This is a genomic window from Methylomonas sp. (genome assembly GCF_023228165.1).
Taxonomy (GTDB): Bacteria; Pseudomonadota; Gammaproteobacteria; order Methylococcales; family Methylomonadaceae; genus Methylomonas.
Map to the genome: position 1 here is coordinate 151,110 of NZ_JALOBS010000006.1, position 23,637 is coordinate 174,746.

Annotated in this window: 25 protein-coding genes and 1 pseudogene; 11 read left to right on the forward strand and 15 right to left on the reverse strand. The window is 42.5% G+C overall.

From position 1 onward, the window contains the following. The first annotated feature begins 2 nt into the window (after nucleotides 1–2). Entirely contained in the window at nucleotides 3–1,238 is a 1,236-nt protein-coding gene (locus M0R33_RS06380) for a pyridoxal-dependent decarboxylase, exosortase A system-associated (RefSeq protein WP_292566692.1), read from the forward strand. Here M0R33_RS06380 and M0R33_RS06385 read toward each other — a convergent pair. The 5 genes from M0R33_RS06385 to M0R33_RS06405 form a co-directional block, all read right to left on the reverse strand. Beyond that, on the reverse strand, nucleotides 1,235–2,482 hold the full coding sequence (locus tag M0R33_RS06385; protein WP_292566695.1) for a glycosyltransferase: 1,248 nt from the start codon (nucleotides 2,480–2,482) through the stop codon (nucleotides 1,235–1,237). The genes M0R33_RS06380 and M0R33_RS06385 overlap by 4 nt on opposite strands. Beyond that, nucleotides 2,479–3,345 carry a hydrolase 1, exosortase A system-associated gene (locus M0R33_RS06390; protein WP_292566697.1) on the reverse strand — a complete coding sequence of 289 codons (867 nt, stop codon included), beginning with the start codon at nucleotides 3,343–3,345 and terminating at the stop codon, nucleotides 2,479–2,481. Before M0R33_RS06390 ends, M0R33_RS06385 begins: the two co-directional genes overlap by 4 nt. Continuing rightward, entirely contained in the window at nucleotides 3,335–3,514 is a 180-nt protein-coding gene (locus tag M0R33_RS06395; protein WP_292566700.1) for a hypothetical protein, read from the reverse strand. Before M0R33_RS06395 ends, M0R33_RS06390 begins: the two co-directional genes overlap by 11 nt. After that, on the reverse strand, nucleotides 3,505–4,323 hold the full coding sequence (locus M0R33_RS06400; RefSeq protein ID WP_292566702.1) for a hydrolase 2, exosortase A system-associated: 819 nt from the start codon (nucleotides 4,321–4,323) through the stop codon (nucleotides 3,505–3,507). The genes M0R33_RS06395 and M0R33_RS06400 overlap by 10 nt, the downstream gene beginning before the upstream one ends. A gap of 325 nt (nucleotides 4,324–4,648) precedes the next feature. Next, on the reverse strand, nucleotides 4,649–4,903 hold the full coding sequence (locus M0R33_RS06405) for an acyl carrier protein (RefSeq protein WP_292566704.1): 255 nt from the start codon (nucleotides 4,901–4,903) through the stop codon (nucleotides 4,649–4,651). A 173-nt stretch (nucleotides 4,904–5,076) separates the two neighbouring features. Here M0R33_RS06405 and M0R33_RS06410 point away from each other — a divergent pair, with 173 nt between their 5' ends. The 7 genes and pseudogenes from M0R33_RS06410 to M0R33_RS06435 form a co-directional block, all read left to right on the forward strand. After that, nucleotides 5,077–6,270: an aminotransferase class V-fold PLP-dependent enzyme gene (locus M0R33_RS06410; protein ID WP_292566707.1), complete on the forward strand. Its 1,194-nt coding sequence runs from the start codon at nucleotides 5,077–5,079 to the stop codon at nucleotides 6,268–6,270. Beyond that, nucleotides 6,267–7,256: a GNAT family N-acetyltransferase gene (locus tag M0R33_RS06415; RefSeq protein ID WP_292566708.1), complete on the forward strand. Its 990-nt coding sequence runs from the start codon at nucleotides 6,267–6,269 to the stop codon at nucleotides 7,254–7,256. Before M0R33_RS06410 ends, M0R33_RS06415 begins: the two co-directional genes overlap by 4 nt. Nucleotides 7,257–7,366: 110 nt before the next feature. After that, on the forward strand, nucleotides 7,367–8,116 hold the full coding sequence (locus M0R33_RS06420; protein WP_292566711.1) for a class I SAM-dependent methyltransferase: 750 nt from the start codon (nucleotides 7,367–7,369) through the stop codon (nucleotides 8,114–8,116). A 132-nt stretch (nucleotides 8,117–8,248) separates the two neighbouring features. Beyond that, entirely contained in the window at nucleotides 8,249–8,389 is a 141-nt protein-coding gene (locus M0R33_RS06425) for a hypothetical protein (RefSeq protein WP_292566714.1), read from the forward strand. Then, entirely contained in the window at nucleotides 8,364–8,492 is a 129-nt protein-coding gene (locus tag M0R33_RS24385; protein WP_366043231.1) for a phage integrase N-terminal SAM-like domain-containing protein, read from the forward strand. Before M0R33_RS06425 ends, M0R33_RS24385 begins: the two co-directional genes overlap by 26 nt. A 96-nt stretch (nucleotides 8,493–8,588) precedes the next feature. Beyond that, entirely contained in the window at nucleotides 8,589–8,903 is a 315-nt protein-coding gene (locus tag M0R33_RS06430; protein WP_292566761.1) for a tyrosine-type recombinase/integrase, read from the forward strand. Next, nucleotides 8,852–9,919, forward strand: a pseudogene (locus M0R33_RS06435) (transposase); the annotation flags it as partial. The gene M0R33_RS06430 and the pseudogene M0R33_RS06435, both read left to right, overlap by 52 nt. A gap of 193 nt (nucleotides 9,920–10,112) precedes the next feature. Here M0R33_RS06435 and M0R33_RS06440 read toward each other — a convergent pair. Then, on the reverse strand, nucleotides 10,113–10,238 hold the full coding sequence (locus tag M0R33_RS06440; protein WP_292566717.1) for a hypothetical protein: 126 nt from the start codon (nucleotides 10,236–10,238) through the stop codon (nucleotides 10,113–10,115). A gap of 185 nt (nucleotides 10,239–10,423) precedes the next feature. Further along, on the reverse strand, nucleotides 10,424–11,758 hold the full coding sequence (locus M0R33_RS06445) for a hypothetical protein (RefSeq protein ID WP_292566719.1): 1,335 nt from the start codon (nucleotides 11,756–11,758) through the stop codon (nucleotides 10,424–10,426). Between the two features lie 250 nt (nucleotides 11,759–12,008). On the opposite strand from M0R33_RS06445, the gene M0R33_RS06450 reads away from it, so the two are divergent. Continuing rightward, nucleotides 12,009–12,695, forward strand: coding sequence for a tetratricopeptide repeat protein (locus tag M0R33_RS06450; protein ID WP_292566723.1), 687 nt, complete (start codon nucleotides 12,009–12,011; stop codon nucleotides 12,693–12,695). 12 nt (nucleotides 12,696–12,707) lie between these two features. Here the strand turns inward: M0R33_RS06450 and M0R33_RS06455 are convergent, their stop codons facing one another. From M0R33_RS06455 to M0R33_RS06490, 8 genes are all read right to left on the reverse strand, one after another. Next, entirely contained in the window at nucleotides 12,708–13,871 is a 1,164-nt protein-coding gene (locus tag M0R33_RS06455; protein WP_292566726.1) for a glycosyltransferase family 4 protein, read from the reverse strand. A gap of 48 nt (nucleotides 13,872–13,919) precedes the next feature. Beyond that, nucleotides 13,920–14,810 (reverse strand): class I SAM-dependent methyltransferase, encoded by an 891-nt coding sequence (locus M0R33_RS06460; RefSeq protein WP_292566729.1) that lies wholly within the window; start codon nucleotides 14,808–14,810, stop codon nucleotides 13,920–13,922. Next, nucleotides 14,804–16,291: a lipopolysaccharide biosynthesis protein gene (locus tag M0R33_RS06465; protein WP_292566732.1), complete on the reverse strand. Its 1,488-nt coding sequence runs from the start codon at nucleotides 16,289–16,291 to the stop codon at nucleotides 14,804–14,806. The genes M0R33_RS06460 and M0R33_RS06465 overlap by 7 nt, the downstream gene beginning before the upstream one ends. An 86-nt stretch (nucleotides 16,292–16,377) precedes the next feature. After that, on the reverse strand, nucleotides 16,378–17,217 hold the full coding sequence (locus tag M0R33_RS06470; protein WP_292566735.1) for an FkbM family methyltransferase: 840 nt from the start codon (nucleotides 17,215–17,217) through the stop codon (nucleotides 16,378–16,380). Between the two features lie 20 nt (nucleotides 17,218–17,237). After that, nucleotides 17,238–17,948: a hypothetical protein gene (locus M0R33_RS06475; RefSeq protein WP_292566738.1), complete on the reverse strand. Its 711-nt coding sequence runs from the start codon at nucleotides 17,946–17,948 to the stop codon at nucleotides 17,238–17,240. A 228-nt stretch (nucleotides 17,949–18,176) separates the two neighbouring features. Further along, the gene (locus M0R33_RS06480; protein ID WP_292566741.1) at nucleotides 18,177–19,496 is read right to left on the reverse strand and encodes a putative O-glycosylation ligase, exosortase A system-associated; all 1,320 of its coding nucleotides are present in this window, start codon (nucleotides 19,494–19,496) and stop codon (nucleotides 18,177–18,179) included. A 5-nt stretch (nucleotides 19,497–19,501) separates the two neighbouring features. Then, nucleotides 19,502–20,323 (reverse strand): class I SAM-dependent methyltransferase, encoded by an 822-nt coding sequence (locus M0R33_RS06485; protein WP_292566743.1) that lies wholly within the window; start codon nucleotides 20,321–20,323, stop codon nucleotides 19,502–19,504. After that, nucleotides 20,311–21,216 (reverse strand): polysaccharide deacetylase family protein, encoded by a 906-nt coding sequence (locus tag M0R33_RS06490; RefSeq protein WP_292566745.1) that lies wholly within the window; start codon nucleotides 21,214–21,216, stop codon nucleotides 20,311–20,313. Before M0R33_RS06490 ends, M0R33_RS06485 begins: the two co-directional genes overlap by 13 nt. Nucleotides 21,217–21,551: 335 nt before the next feature. Between M0R33_RS06490 and M0R33_RS06495 the strand changes: the two genes are divergently transcribed. Together M0R33_RS06495 and M0R33_RS06500 are read left to right on the forward strand one after the other, a co-directional pair. Further along, nucleotides 21,552–23,327, forward strand: a complete 1,776-nt coding sequence (locus M0R33_RS06495) for a vWA domain-containing protein (RefSeq protein WP_292566747.1) — start codon at nucleotides 21,552–21,554, stop codon at nucleotides 23,325–23,327. Further along, on the forward strand, nucleotides 23,324–23,637 hold a 314-nt coding region (locus tag M0R33_RS06500; protein ID WP_292566750.1), incomplete at its 3' end, for a hypothetical protein. The genes M0R33_RS06495 and M0R33_RS06500, both read left to right, overlap by 4 nt.

The window sequence follows — 23,637 nt, forward strand, 5'->3', positions numbered from 1 at the left end:
TCATGAATTCAACCGCGCCCAAACACGCTAATCCCACCACATTTAACGCAGTTAACAACCAACTTCTGATCGGCGACACCCCTTTGACGCAATTAGCCCTAAGGGTTGGGCAGACGCCGTTTTATGCTTATGACAGACAAGCACTCACCCAAAGAGTGCACAGACTTAGACAAGCCATGCCAGCCGACTTGAAAATTCATTACGCCATGAAGGCTAACCCTATGCCGGCAGTAGTGCAACACATGGCAACACTGGTGGATGGTTTTGACTTAGCTTCGGCAGGCGAAATGAAAGTCGCCCTCGATACACCCATGCCGGTAGAAAACATCAGTTTCGCGGGCCCCGGCAAACGCCCGCAAGAGTTATCCCAAGCCATTGCCGCGGGTGTAACACTGAATATTGAGTCGGCTCATGAACTGGAAAGCATAGCAAAGCAGTGCGAATACATCGGTTTAAACGCCAAGGTGGCGGTTAGAATCAACCCTGCCTTTGAATTAAAAGCCTCCGGCATGAAAATGGGGGGCGGCGCCAAGCAATTCGGTATAGACGAAGAACAAGTTCCCGCCGTTTTACAACGAATCAAAGCTCTAGGCTTGCTGTTTCAAGGATTTCATATCTACAGCGGCTCGCAAAACCTGAAAGCCGAATCCATCATCGAAGCCCAGCAAAAAAGCCTGCAATTGGCGGCATGCTTATCCGAACACAGTCCTTCTCCCATTCGCAAACTTAATATTGGCGGCGGCTTTGGCATCCCCTATTTCCCTGGCGACCTACCTTTAGCAATAGACCAAGTGGGCGAGGCATTAGCATCGGCAATGGCCTTGACTCGCCAATCATTACCGGAAGCGGAAATCATCATAGAGTTAGGCCGATATCTAGTCGGCGAGGCCGGCATTTATGTCACCCGCGTAATTGATAAAAAAGTATCCAGAGGGCAGACTTTTTTAATTTCAGACGGCGGCTTACACCATCATCTTGCAGCCTCCGGCAACTTTGGCCAAGTGATCCGCAAAAACTATCCAATCGCAATCGGCAACAAAATGGGCTGCGAAGATTTAGAAATTGTCAACATTGTCGGCCCGCTTTGCACTCCACTGGATATTTTGGCCGACAAAATGACGCTACCCAAGGCGGAAGTCGGCGATTTTGTGGTGATATACCAGTCCGGCGCCTACGGTTACACCGCCAGTCCGAGCAAATTCCTGAGCCAACCCGACGCGCTTGAAGTGCTGGTTTAGGCCACGTCATCTAAAAGTTTAACCAATAAGCGAGTACGCGACTGTCTGGAATGTTCGGCTATGGTCGCTTCAGAGGCAATGACATCCTTAAGCCCTTGAGTATCGGTCACGAAATCCCTAAGCAAACCGGCGATTGCGACTTGATCATCCAAAGGCACAATAGTTGTGATACCTGCCGCCCTCAAAACGCTAGCAGTATCGCCCTGTGGATCAGTCAAAGCGAGTATTGGCCTCTTCGCGCGTAAATATTCGTAAATCTTGGCCGGAATTTGGTGATTACAATTTGATGCCTGAAAAACCAGCAAACCATCTACACTCAACATCTCTGCCAAAGCCGTCTCATACCCCACATTCGGTTCAAGGAATACCAGGTTCTCCAACCCGAACTTCCGAATAAATTGTCGATATAAATCATCATGACCGGTAGCGCGCAAAATCACTTTAAAGCCACTTGGCTCCAAAATTCCTGCCTGCTGGAGTTCCGCTAGCGCCATGAAAAACTGGGTCGGATCGCGTTCCGATGGATACAAGATACCGCTATGTAGTAGAATTTTTTGCCCGGTTTTATGGTCTAAAGCGTTTAGATAAGCCTCGGAGCGCTCGGCTCTTGCAAAATTTTCCTCATCGTAACCATTAGGAATCAATGCCCAACGCGATAGTGGAATTTCAGGGTACCGTTCGGCATACATACGAATTGCACCTGGCGTGGTAAATACCGCCCGACTGCAATGCTTAACCGTCTGCCGCTCTATCCACAGATAAAACTTACGTTGCAAAGGATTGGTCGGGTAACCATCCTCGGTCATCGAGTCGCGAAAATCAGCAATCCATGGAATGCCGCTAATACGATGTAAAATCAACCCCAACACATGGGCCGTAGCGATCGGATAAGTCGACCAAAGTACTTTAGGACGATATCGCTTAATCAAAGCCAAGCCTGAGTAAACACCCCCGAAGCACCAACTAACCCACCTGTCCGGCAAAGCCATCCACCCCAAATAGCGACCTTTTAACGATAAATGTCTGGCAGTATCCAGTGCAAACGCTCGTTTGACGACCACTTCGCTTGGAATTTCATGCACTTGATCGCTGCTGATATTATCGTAGGCTCTTGGATCGACTGTTAAAACCAGTGCTTTCCAATCGTGATCAAGCAGATAATTAGCAAATTTGAGCGTTCGCTGAATACCACTACTAACCCGAACAGGCGGGAAGTGGTACGCAATCATTAAAATGTTTTTCATAATTGCTTTATCCAGTTTAAAGTCGATTGAGCCACCTGATCGCGCCAGACCACAGATGAAAAAGTATGATCGGCCTCGGCAAAATCGAGCCGAGTGATACGGACATCATCAAGTAATCGCTGCCACTCATCATCGTTATAGACGGCATCCTTAAATTCATCCGCGGTTAAATCGCGTCCGCTCAGGATAAGCAAAACCGGACATACAGAGCGCTTTAAACATTCCCGCACTCTGGCCGGCAACGGCAAGTTCTGATCCACTGAATCCACCCCTGACGACCGGGAATCATGATATTGCCGACCGATAGCCTGTTTGATCAACTCCAGGAATGACATCAGGGAACCCGCATAATCAAACTGAAAAAAGAAAATTTTCCGCCAAAAATCCGGACTGGAAAAGCGTTGCCAATAGTAATGTTTTAAGTAGGTTTTAGCCGCGCCTTGTTCGGTAAACACCCAAGGATTCAACAGCACCATACCTATTACGCGGGTATCTTGGTAGCTATAAAAAGTAGCCGCCGCCGCCGCGTCGCACAACCCCCAAAGCACGACCCCTCGCACCCCAGAGGAAGAAATTAAAAAACAATCGATTGCCGCTTCAATATCGGCATCCAGTTGATCGAAGCGCCGCGAATCTCCTTTCGAATCTCCCATGCCACGCACGTCGAATCGCATGACCGGCACGCCTTCCGCAGCCAATTGTCTAGCCAACAGCAAAAACTGCCGATGACTGCCAACCCGATATTGTGGCCCGCCTACGACAATCAACACCCCTAAACCGGCGCTCTGATCGGGTTGATGCAGCATCCCAATCAACTGCTCGCCCTGGCATTCAAAAACCACTGGAATTTCCTTAACCTGCATCCGCAACCACCTGTTGTTGCAAGCCAACGAGTCGATCACGATTTATACCGACACCCCACTTTGCAAATATTTCACTCTGAATCAATTCACGTTTAATTTCCGGCGATAATTCACCGCCAAGATAGTCATCCGCAGTCACACGCGACCTGATTGCAACACTTATTGCCATAGACTTACCCTTTCACTGGTTAACCTGATCAAATTGGGTGCAGTTGCAATTTCCTGGCTCGCCCAGAAGTTATCACCGGTTACGGCCTGTAATGTAGCCTCTAACCCATCAATCTTTAACTTATCCAGTAATTGCCGATTAGCCAAACCAGGCACATTTTCAGCCCCGGCAACCAATTCAAAAATATCTACCGAACTTATCGCCTGCAGAACCAATCGCTCGGCTTTCAGTGTCATTAACGGCCGGATCAAATCCGGATGCAACATATAACCCGCCACTTCCAAAGTCTTACCATTCTGCAGTTGATTTTTTAAATCGCTGGTCTTTTCTTGCGGGCCTGCGTTGTTCATCATGGCGGCAGCCACCCGTATCCGTAGAAATTGAGTGACGAACACATCACCATTCAAAATTGGCTGCCACAGTAACAGACGATCTATCAACCCGGCATGCTGATTAACGAAATCCATTGCCAATAATGCCCCCAGGCGCGCACCCCACAGCGACACACTTTGGGCACCTTGCATCTTTAACCAGCCGATTGCATCTTCAATATCTTGCAACCAAATAGACCAAGTTGACTCACCGAAATCGCCGTTACTTTCGCCGGTACCGAACAAATCCAAAACCAGCACCGCAATGCCTTGTTCCGCCAAGGCTTTTGCCTGCAAGGCCACCATTCGGCGGGATTTGTTCATTTCCTCGGCAAATGCCGGTATATGTAACACAGTCCGATTAATAGTTAAGTCGCCCGGAGGCCAATAAACCGCAAACAAAGACCCAGAACGACAATCAATAAATAAAGGTTGCATGATTTAACAAAAGACAAATTTAAGCGGAATTTTTTGCACAGTACACGTCGATAAACAAGCATATCTAGATAAAACATCATCTCTGACACACTTCCATATCGGTAGCGAAGGATCCCAAGGATTGTTTCCGGCACGAATTGTAATCACTCACTAAGTTTTGCTGGCAATCCGATTACGATGACTACCTGCCCCAGCCAAGGCAAAAACCTAACCATATGCTGACTTCATGCAGGATCGAACTCATTAACCAAACTGCCAGATAACACCGAACCGATAGATATTAGCTGCAAGTGCATAAAATAACCAATACGGTGCTCAACAAACATCAAGCAGATTTCAATTTCTCTTCGACAAAAGTAACCAAGGTGCCCACTGTTTCAAAGACCGATGCATCGATTTCGTCATCATCGACAACAAAACCGAACTGATCCTCCAGACTGGTGATGACGGTAACTACCGCCATAGAGTCAAATTCGGGAATGGTACCCAATAAAAGACTATTGGGTAGAAACGTTTGACGTGCTTCGTCAATTCCTAAAACTCGGTATAAAATTGCATTTACCTGATTCAATAATTCCACATTAATTCCTGATAAAGTTTAGACTATTGATTTAAAACAAATATATATTATTCAATACAATCCAATGTTGACATGAACAGTGCGGAGATCATACATTCCCTAACATACATGGGCAAACCGTTTTACGCGTTTCCCTTACTCTGACGGATTTTGTAGAAAAACCTCCACACAATATGAGCACACCAAATTTCCCGGCACCTAGCATCCCCCCCTCTGCTTTACTTGATTTTGTTACGAATAAGCGCCCAGTTAAAACTGATGTTCCATCTATTTTGAGCATTAAAGATGCTCGATTCACGACCAGTGGACGTGCTTCTATCGCTTTAGCTCTTGAACATGCCAACATCACAACAGGCGATGAAGTTTTAATTCCTGCTTATCATTGCGAGGCGATGGTTGCGCCAGCACGATGGCTGGGAGCTACGACTATTTTTTATAAAATTAATCCGGATACCAGCATTCAACTTGAGGATATAGACGCAAAAATCACCTCGAAAACCCGGGCAATCATTGTTACTCATTACTTTGGTTTCGAACAGCAATTGCAACAAATTAGAGCGTTATGTACAAAGCATGCCATTGTTTTGATTGAAGACTGCGCCCATGCCCTGTTTGGCTTGTCTTCAGGACAACCGATCGGCACTACCGGCGATTACGCTGTCGCCAGTTGCATGAAGTTCCTTCCAATTTACGAAGGAGGATTGATTTGCTCAACAAGTCGAGATATCTCGGATATAAAACTCTCGTCGCCTTCGTTAATTTTTCAAATTAAATCAGCGATTAATTGCCTGGAAGCGGCGGTTTTTTATCATCGTTTAGGATTGCTGGGCCGGCTCATTAACGCATCTTTCAAACTCAAGGATAAGCTATGGGCTTTTCTGAAAAGTCTGAAACCGGATCGTCAAGGCATTGGCCTGGGACCTTCTTCTTCAGAAGGCGGTTTCGGCCTGGACGAAGCATGGATACACAAAACCATGTCCATATTTTCCGACCGGATAGTCCGAAACGCCGAGCTTAGTTATATGGCTGAGCAACGCCGTCAAAATTATCAGACTCTTCATCAGTCATTGCAGACCTTACCAGGTTGCCATCCTTTATTTCCAGCGCTGCCGGATCACACAGTACCTTGGGTTTACCCTTTATATGTCAGCCATCCTGAGAAATATTTTCTCACCCTTAAAATGCAAGGCGTGCCCGTTTGGCGCTTCGGTGAATTTCTCGACGCGGCAGTCACAAAAGATGTTTGCCCTATCAGCGTTGAATACTCCAAGCATATTTTTCAGTTTCCTTGCCACCAATCGTTAACACCCGGCGAAATCGACTGGATGTTGAACAAAATCAAAGAAATATTTTCGGACAAATCATGAATTGGCATTTATATCCTATAGCCGAATTTAAGCAATACAGCGAAAGCTGGGATAGACTCAATAAACAAGAGGCTAATACACCCCTACTGTCCAGCGATTTCGTAAGCCCTTTACTCGACTATTTTTCGAACAGCACAGACAAACTGGCGATACACGGCGATAGCCGGAATCCCACCGCCATGGCTATTGTTAGAAAGGCCAAGTTCGGCGTATGGGAAACGTTGCAGCCATCGCAAGCTCCGCTGGGGTTATGGCTGCAGAATAAAGCCATCCCTACGGCCTCTTTGCTGTCGCAATTACGTAAAGCTTTGCCTTTCCCCACCTTGCTTGCCGGCATCACCCAACAGGACCCCGATTTATTGCCAAGACCCGTAAAATCCAGCGGGTTAAGCACGCTGGATTATATTCAAACGGCACGCGTTAGCGTAAAGGGTAGTTTTGACGATTATTGGTCACAGCGCGGAAAAAATTTACGGCAAAACTTGAATCGGCAGCGCAATCGTTTAGCGCGCGAAGAAGTTCAAGTGACATTAAAGATAATTACTGCAGCTGAAGAAATACCGCAAGCAATAGTAGATTACGGCCGACTGGAATCGGCCGGCTGGAAAAATGCAGGTGGCACGGCTATCCACATCGACAACGACCAAGGCAAATTTTATCGCGATATGCTGATTAATTTTTGCCACCGTCAGGATGCCTTGATTTTCCAGTATCACTATGACGACCGGCTAGTGGCCACCGATCTATGTATAAAAGATGGCCATAGTTTAATTATCCTAAAAACCACTTATGACGAAACCATAACCACATCTTCACCGGCTATGCTGATGCGTAAAGAGGCATTTGAATATATTTTCAACAATCAGTTAGTGGAAAAAATAGAGTTTTATGGCAAGGTGATGGATTGGCATACTAAGTGGAGTGAGGAAATAAGAGTCTTGTATCATATTAATTATTACTCTAATTTAATGCATTTTATTAAATGATACCAAGACATCCTGAATAACAAGCTTATAAATAAAAATAAATTATGGACATAAACTCCGAAATCGCGACAAATATAACAACATGGTTATCGTCAAACAAGGAATTACGCATGGATGCTAATAATGATATGTTCAATCCAGAAAGACGACAATTTCATTTGGATAGATATTTTTTCGCTCAACCATTCTGCGAAGACAAACTCGTTTTAGATGGTGCATGCGGAACAGGTTATGGCACAGCCATATTAGGCGAAAAAGCTAAACAAGCCATTGGCATTGACATATCCCCTGATACTATTGATTATGCTACTAACACCTATGGCGCCCAAAATATACATTTCCAGCGCTCAACAGTTGAATATACTGCATTCGAGGATGCCGCGTTTGATGTGATCGTTTCATTTGAAACTGTAGAGCATACATTGTGTCCAATTTCTCACATGATGGAAATTTCACGCCTATTAAAGCCTAATAATGGAAAGGCGATCTTGTCAGTTCCTAATAATTGGGGATTAACAGACCATCATTTTTTTGATTTTAATTATTCCTTATTTAAAGAACTATTAGATCAATTTTTTGATGAAGTTGAATATTTATATCAAATTCCTAGAGATAAAAACACCAATATTCAACACATAGGTGCATTATCAGATATTGGTGAAAAAAATGCGCAGTGCATAATCGCGGTATGCAGTAACGTAATCAAGCAAGACGTAAGTCAAGATAGACTATCTTATGTCATGACGGAAATATACAAAAATGCATTTATCAGGCATAACGAATATCGAACATTGTTATATAGACAAAATACACCACTGATAACGCGCATAATTAATAAGTTAAAACTGCTTATTTCATAAATTGCATTGGACTAAACCGCTATCGCGGTAGTGATCGCTGCGATCCTAAGCTTTCCTGTAATTGAAAACTTAAAACTGTTCCTAATGTTAAGGGATAAGGCAACCCGCCTTACTCAAGACAGGAGCAGCATCATGTCTACATCAACTCAAACCATCACAGCGTTGCGTCAACGCATGATCGACGATATGCGGATTCGTAACCTCGCCGATAATACCCAATCAGCCTACCTGCAACAGGTTATCGCTTATGTATTTTCACCGTTCCCCGGATGAACTTGATCAGGAAGCGATTCGTGCTTATCAGGTTTATTTAACAAAGACCCGCAGACTTTCTCCGAGCAGCATCAGTGTGGCCACCGGCGCGCTGCGCTTTTAGTACAAAGTCACGCTCAAACGCGACTGGGCCATTGATGAGATCCCCATGCCTAAACGGCCCTTCAAGCTGCCGGTGATTCTTAATGGTGAGGAAGTCATGCATTTCCTGGCTTCGGTCAACAGCATCAAGCATCGAACGATTCTCATGACGGCCTACGCAGCGGGGCTGCGGGTCTCCGAAGCCATTCATCTCAAGGTGAGCGACCTCGATAGCCAGCGTATGATGCTGCGCGTCGATCAAGGGAAAGGGCGCAAGGATCGTAACCGGCCAGCGGTACCGCCTATAAAAAATAAACCGCCTGCGGCATGCTGTGATTTTTTTAGCAGGAGCAGGTATGTGTTGGCGCCAACAGTTCTGCCTACCGACAGCAACACGCTGAGTCCCTCAGGTATGGGCAGTACTGTAAGATGAGTGCAATCGAACGTTGCCGCACCGCGGCTCTCGACGGCCATGTCGAGGAGTGCGATCACTGCGGCCATCAGCGCATTGCCTACAACAGTTGCCGCAATCGGCACTGCCCTAAATGCCAGTCACTGGTGCGCGCGCAATGGCTGGAAGATCGCCAGGCCGACCTCATTCCCGTTGAGTATTTTCATGTGGTCTTTACGCTGCCCGAGGCCATCGCCACCCCCAAGCACTTGGGCGCCGAGATCGGCTTCATCGCCATACTTCATACCTGGGGCCAAAACTTGTAGCATCATCCGCATTTGCATTGTGTCATTCCGGGTGGTGGTTTAAGTGCCGACCGCGAGGGCTGGATTGCCTGTCGCCCAGGCTTCTTTTTGCCAGTACGCGTACTGTCTCGGTTGTTTCGTCGCTTGTTTCTGGCGCAGTTGCAGACTGCCTTTGACGCTGGGCAGTTGCACTTTTTCAACGCCCTTGAAGCGCTGCAAAGTCCCGATATCTTTGCCCGGTATCTGGCTCCGGTAAAAAAGGTCGAATGGGTGGTTTACGCCAAGCCACCATTTGGTGGTCCTCAGCATGTTCTCGAGTATCTGGGGCGCTATACGCATCGGGTGGCCATTGCCAATCATCGTCTGATCGAATGCATCGATGGCAAGGTCCGCTTTCACTGGAAGGATTACCGACACGAATCGCGCCAAAAGATGATGTGCCTGGATGTTGAGGAGTTTATCCGCCGCTTCCTGTTGCACATCCTGCCCAGCGGATTTCAGCGGATCCGGCATTACGGCTTGCTTGCCAATCGCTATCGCGCGGTTAAATTGGCTCTTTGTCGGCAGTTACTCGACGCCCCCGCTCCCGCGGACAAACTCGCCGATACAACATTAGACTATCGCGACCGCTACGAACAACTCACCGGTAAATCGTTACGGGATTGTCCGAAGTGTCATCAAGGTCACATGATTTGCATCGAAACCTTCCTGCCTGGCACTCTACCTCGTGGGCCTCCGGGAGCGTGTTCATGAACACCCACTTAAAAAAACTACTGAACGTTTCCGGAATAACCAAGCGGAACCACACCCACACTTTGACCAGAGATGGCAAGTTAAGGGGGAACACGCTCAAGCCACGACAAGTTTGGGCAATGCCGTGGGATTTCCAGTCGTTAGACATTCAGAAATTCTGTTATAAATTAATTTGCAGGTTTGGCTGTACGCCTTACTCCTGCGTGAGCATCCGGCTTTGATGGTGCAGTTCTAATTCAATCCCCATAGCTCCAATGCCTTTGCGGCGGTTCAGTCCAACAGGATTTTCAGTCAACCGGTCGCGGTGATAGTCCAACATGGTTATCATGCTCATTTACACCGCAACCGCTAGACTAAAAACCCTCTTCACTACTTATAGGCGCCTCGAAAACACGGCCCCATGAAAAAACAACCTCACCCCATTCACAAAAATGGCCAATTTGCCTCCAAAGAACGCGAATCCGAGCTTGATAAGCTAAGCAATATTTTGCAGGTCGAACTGGGTTATAAATTTAGTATTTTATGCATATGTTCAATAATCTTTTCGGAAGCGCCCATTTTTTCCTTTATGATCTGAGTGTATCGCTGAACATAAACTTCACCAAACTGTCTGTCTTTAAGCATTGTGAAGAATAATTCCCCTAGATCATCGTAACCGGAGCACTCAATAAGGGCATGCTTGTCGCGCATTTTCCGGTATAACAAATACGAAGTGGAGTTTTCTTTTGTCCAGTATTGATGAGGCCCAACTACCACCGGTTTTGAATATCTCATAGGCTCGAGCACGCCGTGCCCTCTTCCGGCAAACGCTATTTCGGCCTGTTGGTAAAAATAGGATAATTCTCCAAAGGTATCCACAACAATCAACTTTTTACTGGACATAGCATTGATGCCTTGGCTACGCATTTCGTAATCAATTCCTTGGTTATCCAAAAAATTTGTTAATTTAGCCATCATTGTTTTATCGTTTACATAACGAGGTGCGATAACCAAGATTACGTCGGGAAAACTGGTTTGTATATACTTCCAAGCAAATGTAAGCGCTTTTTGCTCTTCAAAGGCATTGACTGATCCAGCAACAATCAAGCGAAACTTTCCAGCGATTTGTTGAAAATATTCATCAATTTCGTGGCCGCACGATTGAAAACAATCAGAAAAGACATTGTCGAACTTAATGTCTCCGACAATTGTTATTTTGTCCTTAGAGATATTGTGTAATTCTAAGTCCTTACCAATTTCGGCATTTGGCGCATACCAGTGCTTGACGGCTTCTCGGAATAACCCTGAAAACAATTTGTGCTCCATCAAATCGATTCTGCTATGGATTTGTTTTTTATAAAGACACGCATTAATAACCACAATCGGTATATGACGCCTTAAACAGCCGATAGGTAACGACATATCTTGTCTGATTGGAAAATAACCATGCAGACTCGGTCCTTCAACAAATACGCAATATCGAATAGGATTATGACAAAAAAACTGCTTCACAAGCGTAGGATTAGTAGGAAATCGATGCATAACGATGGCTTGTCGATAGGTATCCGAAAAAACCTTAGCATATTGAGGTTGGCCAGGAATCAAAATCAACCTGCTCGTAGGCCACTTTTGTTGTACTTGCTTCAGGAATGCGCTAGCCGCCTTAAGCTCGCCAATTGTCGCAGCATAGATTAAAATATAAGCAGCTTGATCAATAGGTGCCTTTTCACCACCCCTGAAAAAATAATTTTCCAATCGACTGAACTCAGCACCATTGCTCGATGATGTACGCTTATGCTTGACTAGCGCTAGATAAAGATACGAAATGAAGCTATGGAAAAGAATTTTTAATTTTGTCATTAGTGTCATTCTTTTAAATAATGATTAATCTTAAAAACGATATATTATTTGACTCATCGACGAATCATTTTATCTAGCTTGTTTTTAATGCTAAAAAACTGCCAGACCCTTTCGATGAATGCATGAGAACTATTATTTTAATACTCTTTCAGCTTTATGATCTAAATATAGACTAGATTGGCGCACCTTCGACTAAAGAAGCACATTCCCAGTCCGGCCTTACATTTTGTTAATACATTAATGTCGAGAAATGAAACTTAAACAAATTATCTTTTTAATTTTTTCTTGTTTATGCGTGCAAACCGTCTTTGCCAAAAAATCCGCTCCTTGGGTAGGAAACGACTTAAAAGGGTATTCGTGCGCAGGCAGAGGACAAGGCTTTGGGCCTTACGATTACACAAATGATGCCGATAAAAACAACACTATTGGAGGGGGAACCGACACTGCACTTACCATTGTCGAGGTCGCCCATTTTACACCAGCTATTGAAAATTTGGTTAAGCCTAGATTTGATAGTTTTTTAGCGGACTTCGATTATACCCTTAGAGCTTGGCCGAATCATCATAAGGCATTGCTCAGTCTGGTTAGATTTACACTGGACGTCAATAAAAAAATAAGAAAACCAGAAAAAATCTATACTCCAGTAGAATGTTATTTTCAACGGGCTATTCATTTTAGCCCTAATGACGCCGCAACTTATTCGCTATATGCCTATTATTTAAGAAAAATTGGCGAACACGAACAAGCTCAGAAATTGTATGAGAAGGCACTGGAAATTCATCCTGGCTCATCTAAAATCGAATATACTTACAGTCTATTTCTTATCGAACTCAAGCAATATGAGAAAGCACTAGAATATGCGCAAAAAGCTTATCAGCACGGCAATCCGCCACCGGGATTAAAGAATAAATTAATAAAACTAAATGTCTGGAAATAAGCAGCCTTAGATTTAATTTGTCAGAGACATGTATTCAACTAATGCGTTTTTCCAAGTAAATTTTCTGATAACCTTTTCTTTTAGCGCTTTAGAATAAATCTTACATTTATGCCGGTCATTTAATAAATCAGTTATCCCCTGAGCCAGGGCATCAACATCATCAACAGGCACCAACATACCGTCTACACCGTCACCAATAATTTCCATAGCTCCTAGAGTTCGGGTTGCCAGAACTGGAATGCCTGCAGCGGCAGCTTCTAGCATAACTATTCCGAACGGTTCGTCGCGAGAAGATGAAACATACAAGGAAGCATGGCGATAAAAATCACTAATGTCGTCGGGAGGAATATCTTCGAAAAAAATAATTCGCTGCTCCAAGCCTGCATGCAAAGCTTGTTGCTTATAAAGGGTTAAAGTATCGCTTGATCGACCGATAAGTACTAAAGATAGATCAGGAAATTGCGCTGCAATTATCGCAAATGCAGCAATTAATAAATCCTGACCCTTTTTATGTTCGAAAGTGCCAACCGATAATAGATATTGTTGGGGCAAAATATTAATCCGCGCGCTATTTGGCTCGGAACTTAAAAAATCGGCGGAAATACCATTATGAATATATATTGTTTTACTTTCCGCCTCAGGAAATAAGGCGATAAAATTATCAGCCAACCCTTTCGAGCATGCGACGATGGCGTCTGCCCGATTAATTATCCACTTCCACAACCGCTTTTCAATTCTGCCCCCTCCCCCAAGACCTTTTAAATCCGCCCCATGAACTGATATGAATAACCTGAAATTAACCTTAATAAGTCGCAATAGAACAAAATAAACTGTTGATAATATGGGGTTATGTGGATTGACAACTGCTATACGGTATTTGCTTAAAATATTCGAAAGTAAAATTAATGTTCTGGGCAAAGATACTATAAAGCTCATAAGCGCTTTAATCTCATTACTAGGAACCCTTAGACGACATCTAATTTCAATATAATCCATTTTTTCAATAACCACTGGCTTATCAGCTAACCAGTCTAATACCAAAATGATAGGTTGATAGTGCCCATCTAGCTTCATAGCTCGGCACAATTCAATCACCACTCGGTTTATTCCGCCTATAGCATCCGGAGACCAAGGCAGAATAAACAACCACCCTTTAATTGCCATTGTGGAATTCATGTATTTATGAGCCTGATAAGACCAAATGAGGTGAGCAGTAAATTTTATTTATTTTGTTATTTCATCTACCACATAATTTATTTCTTCGTTCGAGCAAATTACCATTAAGTCCAATGATTGGTCTAAATTTTTGTCGGAATAACATAAATCTCTCCATGTATATTTTTTTTGCAGCTCAACTACTTGCTTGTTCGTAACAATGGATTTATGTATCTTTTTAAGAAAAATTTTGATCCTATAGGGCATTACTGAATCAATTTTTTGAAATAATGGCATTTCCTGTTTAACGCCACTATTTCTTAATCGGCAATTATTTCGCGCTGAGAATACACGGTTTTTTTCTATTGTAGTAATCTCTTCTGTAGCAAATAAACCTAAAACTTTAACGTTGACAAAAAATTCGGATAATAATCTTTCTATCTCATTCGCAGTATATTCTTTAACATGAAAGGTATTCCATGGCTTCATTCCTGGATCAAGCCTAATGCACGAATTCGGTGTTGTAAAAATCACGAATCCGTTCGGAGATAAAACTCGCTTTAATTCCGCAATAAAATTACTGCAATCTACAATATGTTCAATTACCTGAAAGCTTGTAATCATATCGAACTGATTATCATGAAATGGTAAATTCTTTCCATTAACAACTTTAAAGTCTATACCATTATTCGAAAACTCACGTAGGGCAAATGTTATTGCATTTTCAGATACATCAACGCCGGAAATTGATTTGCATTTTTTATTAATGATATTGCTTCCGTATCCGGTGTTACACCCTAAATCCAAAACATTTTTGCCGATAGATGTCATTGCGGCATAATTGTAAGCAGCTTCATGTATTAAGTGGAGAATAAACTCTTCTTTTGAATCGAATTGACTGAGCTTAACTAATTCATGCTTTTCAGCTTGCAGACCGATCATTTCATCTTGTGTTAACATGAGTCCCCCTCTAAAAATATTTTGAGTTTGGTAAATAAATCATCCTCGGCGCTGCTAATTTTTTTCGTTGTAATCCATAATGAAAAAAGTATAAATACAAAACAAGACGCACCCAAAATAACTATTGATAATAAATATGTAACTCCCGCCAGATCGTGGTAATGCGCCCCTATATATTCCAAATATTTTAAAACTATATAACCCATTGCCACAGATGCTATCAAAGGTCTTTTTATAGTTGTTATTAGTTTAAAAGTTGAAATTGATAAGATCTTGTTAATCCATAATTGATAAAATGGAAACATAATGATCGATGTAATTAAAATCGCTTTAGCCACCCCCAACCCACCTTCTTTTGGGGCAAACCAAAACATTAATGGTATTAGTATACAGAGCCACAAAATGGTCAAGGCAGTTGTAAATTTTTGCTTGCCCAAAGCCAAATAAATATAGCCTGAACTAGAATTAAGGGCAACAAATATGCTTCCTAGGGAAATAATTTGAATCATAGGAACGCAATTAGACCATTTTTCGCCAAGGAGGGCAGCAACAAAAACTGGAGAAGTTATCGCAATTCCTATAGCACTTGGCACAGCAATAATTACAATATAAGAAAATACACGTAAATAGGTTTCTTTTAATTTATCTTTGTCACTAGCAACAGCTGAATAGCCAGGATAAGCAGCTCGATTAATAGGTGCAACGATTTCACCTATTACCAGCGCACCTATTTCATTTGAAATGCTAAACAACCCAAGTGCATTACTTCCCCCCATTCGTCCCAAAATAAAATTTTGAGAATGTTGGTTCAAGAAAAATAAAATATTATTTATGTACAGCCACGAGGAAAAACCTAACACATCCTTCCATACCTTCAATGAAATTTTCGGGCGATAACTTTGCATGAGATAACTTAATATTAAAGAAACCATCGTACTCGAAATTGTACCCATCAGTAAGGCCCAATAATTTCGCCAATAAAATGCCAATGGAATGGTAATAACAAAGCCACTCAATTTAATTAATAGCTGATATGTAAATTCTTTGCCAAAGGTGAGTTTTTTTCGGAACTCAACGACTCCTATGTTATTAAAGCCATTGAACAGCGTTACCAACGCCATCGTTGATAAAACGAGACCCAGCCGATAATCGTTATAGTAGCTTGCGGCCAAATCCGAAACTGCAATAATGGATGCACTTGCTAATATGGCGAATATTATTTGCAGCGTCCAGGCCGTATCGTAATGATCTTTGTCGGCGGTTTGTCTTTGAATAAGCACTGTATCAAAGCCAAACGATCTCATTAGTTCGATTAACGCATAAACCGAAGATGCCATCGCCATCACACCAAAATCATCCGGCACAAGTAAGTGGGCTAGAATCATGGTGCTGACGATACTAATGCCTTTTATGCAAAATCGTAGACCGACCATCCAGATGGCACCTTTGGCGATCTGTTTATTTATTGCTGTATTTGACAAATGTTAACCTATCCGCATGCATTTTAAACATCGCATAATTCTTTAAAATTATTTTTGTTTGTATTAATTGACAATTTTCTATAACTTTAACTATTGCTAAAGTCACGAAAACAAAAGATAGATTCACCATTTAAAATATAATCAAATGGGTACTGACTTAAACATGAAAAAAAATTACGACTTGTCCCTTGCCATGGCAACAACCAATCATCTAACTCCAGTGTAATTAAGTTTGTGTTATTAACCCATTCCGTATTGTCTTTAAATAAATATTTTTGAGATCCTTCTATATCGATTTTGACTATAAATGGCTTATCGTTATTTGCCACATCGCATACTTCTCTGATTGTGTAGCAACGAATACTGTTATCTGATTTACCATCTATAAGTTCTAATCTGAAAGCCGCCGAGCCGGAATTAGGGTTTGATATTTTCAAAAATCCTTTTTCATTCCATATCCCACCTTTCAGAATAACAATTCTGTCGCCAAAACAACTTAGATTCTGCCTTAGAACCTCCAAGTTTGCCTGATCCGGCTCGATCACGACTATTTTAGCGTTAGGAAAACAATGGGCATACCAGAAGGAAGCTAAACCAATATTGCCTCCGCAATCTATGATTAATGGTGTTTGTCCTGAATTAACTAGTCGGTTGTATTCCGAATTCAATTGATTAGATTGAGGGAATTGCTTGAAATCATATTGGTTTTTAACCAGGCACTGCCAGAAAGTGGCGTGATCCGCAACAGAATCTCTTAGATAAATATATTTTCTGTAATTTGGCAAATAATACTTGGATATTTTATCTGACTTTGCAGCAGTATTTGATATATTTTCAATCCTGTATGCGAGTCGAATCCCATGATATACACCAAAATTTCTGATGTAGGCTGGTAATTTAGTTAACGCACTGTATATTTTATTCATATTCCTTGTCGATGGTAAGTTTAAAGGCTAGACTTTAATATTTCGACCTGTTTTCGTGCTAAACGTGCGTATTCACCGCCGGTAAATCGATTAGAGCCTACGAAATGCAATAAGTGAAATTGATTAGCATCAATGCCCGGCTTAAAATAATGATATTTATTGATAGGTAAAACCAGTGATCCGTCAGAGTTGGCTATTGCTATGTTTGAGGCGACCTGTTCACTGCCCCACTCTTTCCATTTATTCTCACCTATTTTTTGTTCAATAAGTTGAGTAATATTTTTAACTCGATCTCTAGATGTTCCTTGTTTAGAAAATCCAGTAAAAGCGGCGCAACCTCGAATATATTTTAAATTATTTGTATGATCGATTTCCGCCATGGACAGTTCGGCTAAGACTTGTACATGCTGACTATTAACACCTTGATCTTTCAATAATTTTGTTGCCTCTTGAAAGGTAATGATTTTTTGCCCCATCTCAGTACCTAGCGTAAAGCTTCTATTATCCACAATACATTGCATTACCTCCTCCGGCATTGAGAAAGTGATGGTATCTGAGTCTAGTTGGATAACGTAATGGTGATTACTGATATCGATAATAGTGAGTAATCGTTCCCAGCAACCACCTTTTGGAAAATCACTGGTATTAACATCCGTAATATTTATGATTTCTATATTATTTATCTGTTTCCGTAATGTTGATACATCTCTTTCAGTCAGTCTATCGCCCACTATAACCACCTTACTCGGGACTATATACCGGGTAAAGGATTTTATAGCCACCAGATACATAATCAAGTCCCGGCTACATAACTGACTTAAAACGACTACCGAACTGCTTCGATCACAATTAACAGCCGGCAAGTTAAATATTTCTTTCGCGCAGTAATTAAATTGCTTGGTGTTAATTGTTTTTTTTAAATTAGAAAACATTTTTATTTTCCGTTTACTTATTGGTCGTTAGTTTTGTCGAAAATTGGCGTATGATTTAATTTTTCTGGGAGAAAGCTTTGATGTTTTGACGCTTGCTTGAATGCTATTTTCTGAATCAACCTGTTCCTCGACGATCCGATTGAGAATAACTACGAAACCAACAATATGCCATGGCAAATCGAAATAGGATAGACTCAAAAAGGCTCCACCTACTAAATAGGCTATAAGGCTAACTTGTAGCATTTTTACCAGCATATGAATTTCTTTTAACTCTAAATTATTGGCTGTACTTTTGATTAAATTTTTTAATTTTCGCCAACTGAGATAGAAAATAAGCAGAAACATGAATAGGCCTATCCAGCCGTGATCGGCTAACACGCTAAAGTAAATGCTGTGAGCTGCATGAACATCCAAAGGATTGGGAGCATACAGTGCAAAAGTTTCCGGAGCCCAACTATTAAGCCCTACGCCTAGTAAATTATGATTTGCAGCATTATAGGCATATTCCCAGGCATTCAATCTACCCATAGATGATGCGTCTTCCTCGTAGTTTTCCATGGTATTCATACGTTCATACCAGGATTCCGGTGCAAATGCGAGTAATCCTGCAGTAATGGCTACGACAATCACACCTGTTAAGAATTTGTGTTCGCTCTTACGCCAATACGATAACCCCACTGCGGCGATCGCCAAAAATGCCCCACGAGAATTGCTGCCTATTATTGTAAACAGACTTAAAACGGAAGCCGCCAACAGTCCGAGTTTTATCCATTTTTTATTGGAAATTTGATATAGATAGATCATTAAGGGGATAGTCATCAACACCGCTACCGCCAAGCTATTATTGTCCGCTATAAAACTTTGATCCGGCCCCCAGACTCTATAGTGTCCAGCAGTTGCTATCGTAAATGCGCCTCCCTTGACACTGAAATACCCTATTGACAATGCTATGACCCATATCAATTGTTTCATTTTTTCCATATCGGTGATCAGCATCATCGTAAAAAATACAATTAATTGAATTTTTACGATTCGTTCATATTCCTTTAATGCGCTTTCCGGATAAAAAGCAAAGATGGTCGTAACCCCCATAAACAATACAAATATAATCCATATTATTGTCAGGCTATTAATAGGCAATTTCCGCGTATCTTTCGAAAATATCATTGATCCTATTAATGTTATCGCGGTAATTTGCGCAAATGGCATGCTGTACGCAAATCCATAAGCCAAGCGGTGCGGGTTCATATAGCTGAGCCAAGACCATAACAATATACCTATATAAGGTCGTTTTAGAGTGTAGAAGCAGCCGGTCAGAACAATCAGCGTAATAAGTAAATCGCGCATATTTTTTACGCTTTCTTTATCGCCAACATCGATAGCCCAGGGGTTGCTACATGCCCTAGCCAACGCAAAATAGGATTGTGTTTTATAAGGTTTATAATTAGTTTTTGATAAGCAGGTTTTTTATCGACATCCATAATGTCAAACCGATCGAAAGAATCCATACCCATTTTCGAAAATTCTTTCCGCAGCTGATAATAGCTGAACCAATTTACCGCCGGGTATTTTGCGTAACCGGCAATATCCGGACGAGTGGTTCTGGCAAGGTTCTCAAAATGGCGTTTCAACGCACTGGGATACCAACTATAAAAGGGTAAATTAAATTCCTGTTGTTTGGGGCATAATTTATTTGCGGTACTTATGTACAACACACCACTGGGCTTAAGTATCCTGCCAAACTCACTCAGACAAAGTTCCCACGCTTCGACATGTTCCAAAAGTTCCGGGGCAATACAGACATCCATTGACGCATCGTCCCATGGCAAACTTGTTGCTGTTCCTAGACTAAATTCCACATTCAACTTCTCATGCTGAACGCGTTGCTTGGCTATATCCACCAATGCTTCATTTACATCCAAACCATACACAGCATGACCATCTTGAGCCCACATCATGCTCATAACACCCACGCCGCAACCAATATCAGCTACGTTGAGCTTTTGCGTGATACCGCGCTGTTGCAAATTTCTGTTAACGCAATCATATATGCCTCGCATTCTCTGCACACTTGCATCTGTCAAACTCTGCTTGGCGTAATAATCGACAAATTCTTGATGCGTACTATGATCGAATGCTTTTTGCTGAGTCTCATTATTGGTCATTTCAGGCATCCTAGCTTTATTTGGGTAGAATTAAATTTTGAAAGTATTCGAATCATGAATTTTACAGGCGTGTTATCCCATGGGGTAAACCGGGGTAATTGCCATCGATCGCTATTCTGGGTAGCCACGCCCCAATGTGTTGATACCGCCGCTTGATAGCCATTCTGCATGACCATTTGCTTATGTTTTTGCAGGTAGTCAGTATCCGGCTTGCCATTAGGATATGCGAAAAACCGTGGTGCAACGTTTAATAATTGCGTTAAAAACAACTTGTTTTGTTGAATCTCCTGATTGGCGGTTTCATCATCCAGCGTTGCTAAAATCGGGTGATTGACAGTATGCCCGCCAATTTCCATACCACTTCGATATAATTTTGTCAGCTGCTCGCTGGTCATCATGAGGTCATCCGGCAGATTTTGCGATTGAGCGGCAATATAGGCAGTGTATTGGTCACGTTTTTCAATCGGTAGATGTTTGATTTGCTGAATGACATTGCAGGACGCCTGGGTTTTTTGGGTTTCATAAATCATATCGAATTGTCCAAGACCTATTTCGGTTAAATCCAATACTGGACCTGGATAATGCCGAATCGCTTCGATCACCGTATCGTTCCACATTCTGCCACCATTCAAAAAACCGTTGGCGATAAAAAACGTGGCTGTCAGATTGAATTTCCGCAGAATCGGTAACGCGTTGTTGTAATTGTCCGCATAACCATCGTCAAAACTGATGCAGACCGCTCGCGGCGGCAAAGTGTCGTTTTGCATTCGATCCAGCGCATCCGCCAATGACAATACGTTAAAGTGTTTGGCCAAAAGGCGCATGTGCCATGTAAAGGCAACTTTATCCACTTCGCCGGGCCGCATGAAATCGGGTTCATCCAGAACTCGGTGATAGATCATGATTAGAAGTTTCTTCCGTTTGCCAATCCCGCTTGCAAGGGTTGCCAAAGGCTGTAACAGACTTAGTAAAAACGCGAGCTTCATAGTGTTTGATAGTTGCGCGTGGTTTTTAGTGAAAAGCCAAGCCTTCACGTATTACCACATCAGATAGTTGGTTTGAGGCAAAACTTCTATGTTAATTTTAATATCGATCTAGAGGTTATAAATTCAGCCTAAGTGTACAGCTTTTCAACAGATCGCCGAACATAAGTTTAGCGCAAATTTGGTTGCCGATTCGCTATGCTCGTCTATTGGACTATAGTTCAGCAAATAAAGACAAAATCTGCCTTCCTCTTATGAAACTATCAGCGATTGCTTTAATTACCTATCTTTCTTTTATTGTTAGTAATGTAGTTAGTGCCTCCCAACTTTATGATGCACCGAATGAAATACAGGTTCTGATCGATGTATCCGGCAGTATGAAACAAAACGATCCGCAAAACCTGCGCGTGGCGGCTACCCAACTATTAATTAATTTGCTGCCGGACAATGCCAAGGTATCTATATGGCTGTTTGCCGAACATACCAGCCTACTTAGCCATACGGACGCCGTCGATGGAGCTTGGCGACGGGAAGCGCTAAAAGGGAGTAAAAAAATACATTCGCATGGCATTTACACTCACATTGAAGATGCCATTCAAACTTCGCTTGAAAAGGGCTTTTCCGGCAATGGTAACAAAAATCTAATTATCCTGACTGACGGCATGGTGGACATCTCCAAAGACATTATGGTCAGTGCTGATTCGCGGGAGCGGATTCTAAGCGAATGGATTCCTAAATTACAGTTACAAAAAATCAAAGTTCAAACCATTGCTTTGTCCGATCAAGTGGATAGAGAATTATTGGACAAATTGGCGCTTCAATCCGGCGGCTGGGCTGAAACCGCCGAATCGGCGGACCAGCTGCAACGCCTGTTTTTAAGGACTGCACAAAAAGTCGCACCAAAGGACATATTACCGTTTGAAAACAACACATTCACTGTCGACAGCAGTATTCAAGAATTTTCCCTGGTGATATTCAAACAACCGAATGCAACAACTACCCGGATTGTCCGCCCGGACCAGGAAAGGCTGACCCAAAACAGTACCTCCGAATCCGTGGCCTGGTTAAGTACGGATAGTTATGATCTGGTTACGGTTAAACAGCCGATGCCTGGCGAATGGCATGTAGAAGCCGCCATTGACCCGGATAATCAAGTCATGATTCTCACCGACCTGAAATTGCATTTAAATGAATTTTCAAGCTTCATAGGGGAAAAACAACCCTTATCATTAAAACTTCATTTTACCGAACAGAATACCCTGATCAGCCGACCTGATTTTCTGGATTTGGTCACGATTAACCTGTCTCTCGATCAACACCCCCCGATCAAAATAAACGCCATCAAGACCGAAGCTGGTTTTTTTTCTCAGACACTAGACACCTTGGCTAAGGGCAAACATGCGCTGACGATAGTAGCCGACGGTAAAACGTTTAAACGCGAAATTACCAAGGATTTCGAAGTCATTCCGACCCTAATAACAATGGAGAAATTAATTGATAATACCAATCGCGCCGTCACCCTAAAATTTGTACCTGATATTGGCATTGTCGACCTGTCAACGTTGTCGATAACCGCTACCGCACATCGACCCAACCAAGAGCCGGAATCGCAGATCATCAAGGAACAAAACGGCGAATGGCTATTGAAACTGGATAAGTTGCCGGCAGGGGAATCGCTATCGCTGAATTTCGAAGCTTTGGCCAAGGGCCTGGATGGAACGGTTGTAACAGCCGAGCTCCCGCCTGTCATAATCGATGACAATTTGTTTACCCCCCCGCAACCTCTGGGCTTATCGGAACAAACGCAAGCGCCATCAGCCACGGAAATTACGGAGAATGAAGCGACGCCAGCGGTAACGGATCAAACGCCAGACACCCCTGATTCAAGGATCGACAATGAATGGGGCATGATTATCGGCATCGTCTTAGCGATTAATACGCTTATTTGCGGGATTGGCTTTTTTGTTTACAAAGCGCTGAAAAAAGCTATCGAAAAACAACAACAAAAATTACTGGAGAGATTGGCATGATGGCAGTGGATACCGCACTGGTAATATTATTGACGGAAGCGATGGGCGTATTGATATTGTTGTCGGCCGGCTTGTTTTTTATTGCCAGAAGGAAGAGAAAGCGGGAAATGCAGGCAATCGACAGCTTTATTAACAATTTTAATGACCAAGCGTCCTTTAAAAATCAGCCATTACATCAACTGCTTTCCGAGACGTGTGGCCTGGATGAGCAGACGGTTGAGCAAACCTTAAAAGATGTTAGCGAATCCGAGCGGGCACTAATGCAAATAGTGATTAAACTATTCATGCAACGCGTAATGCCCTTGTTAAA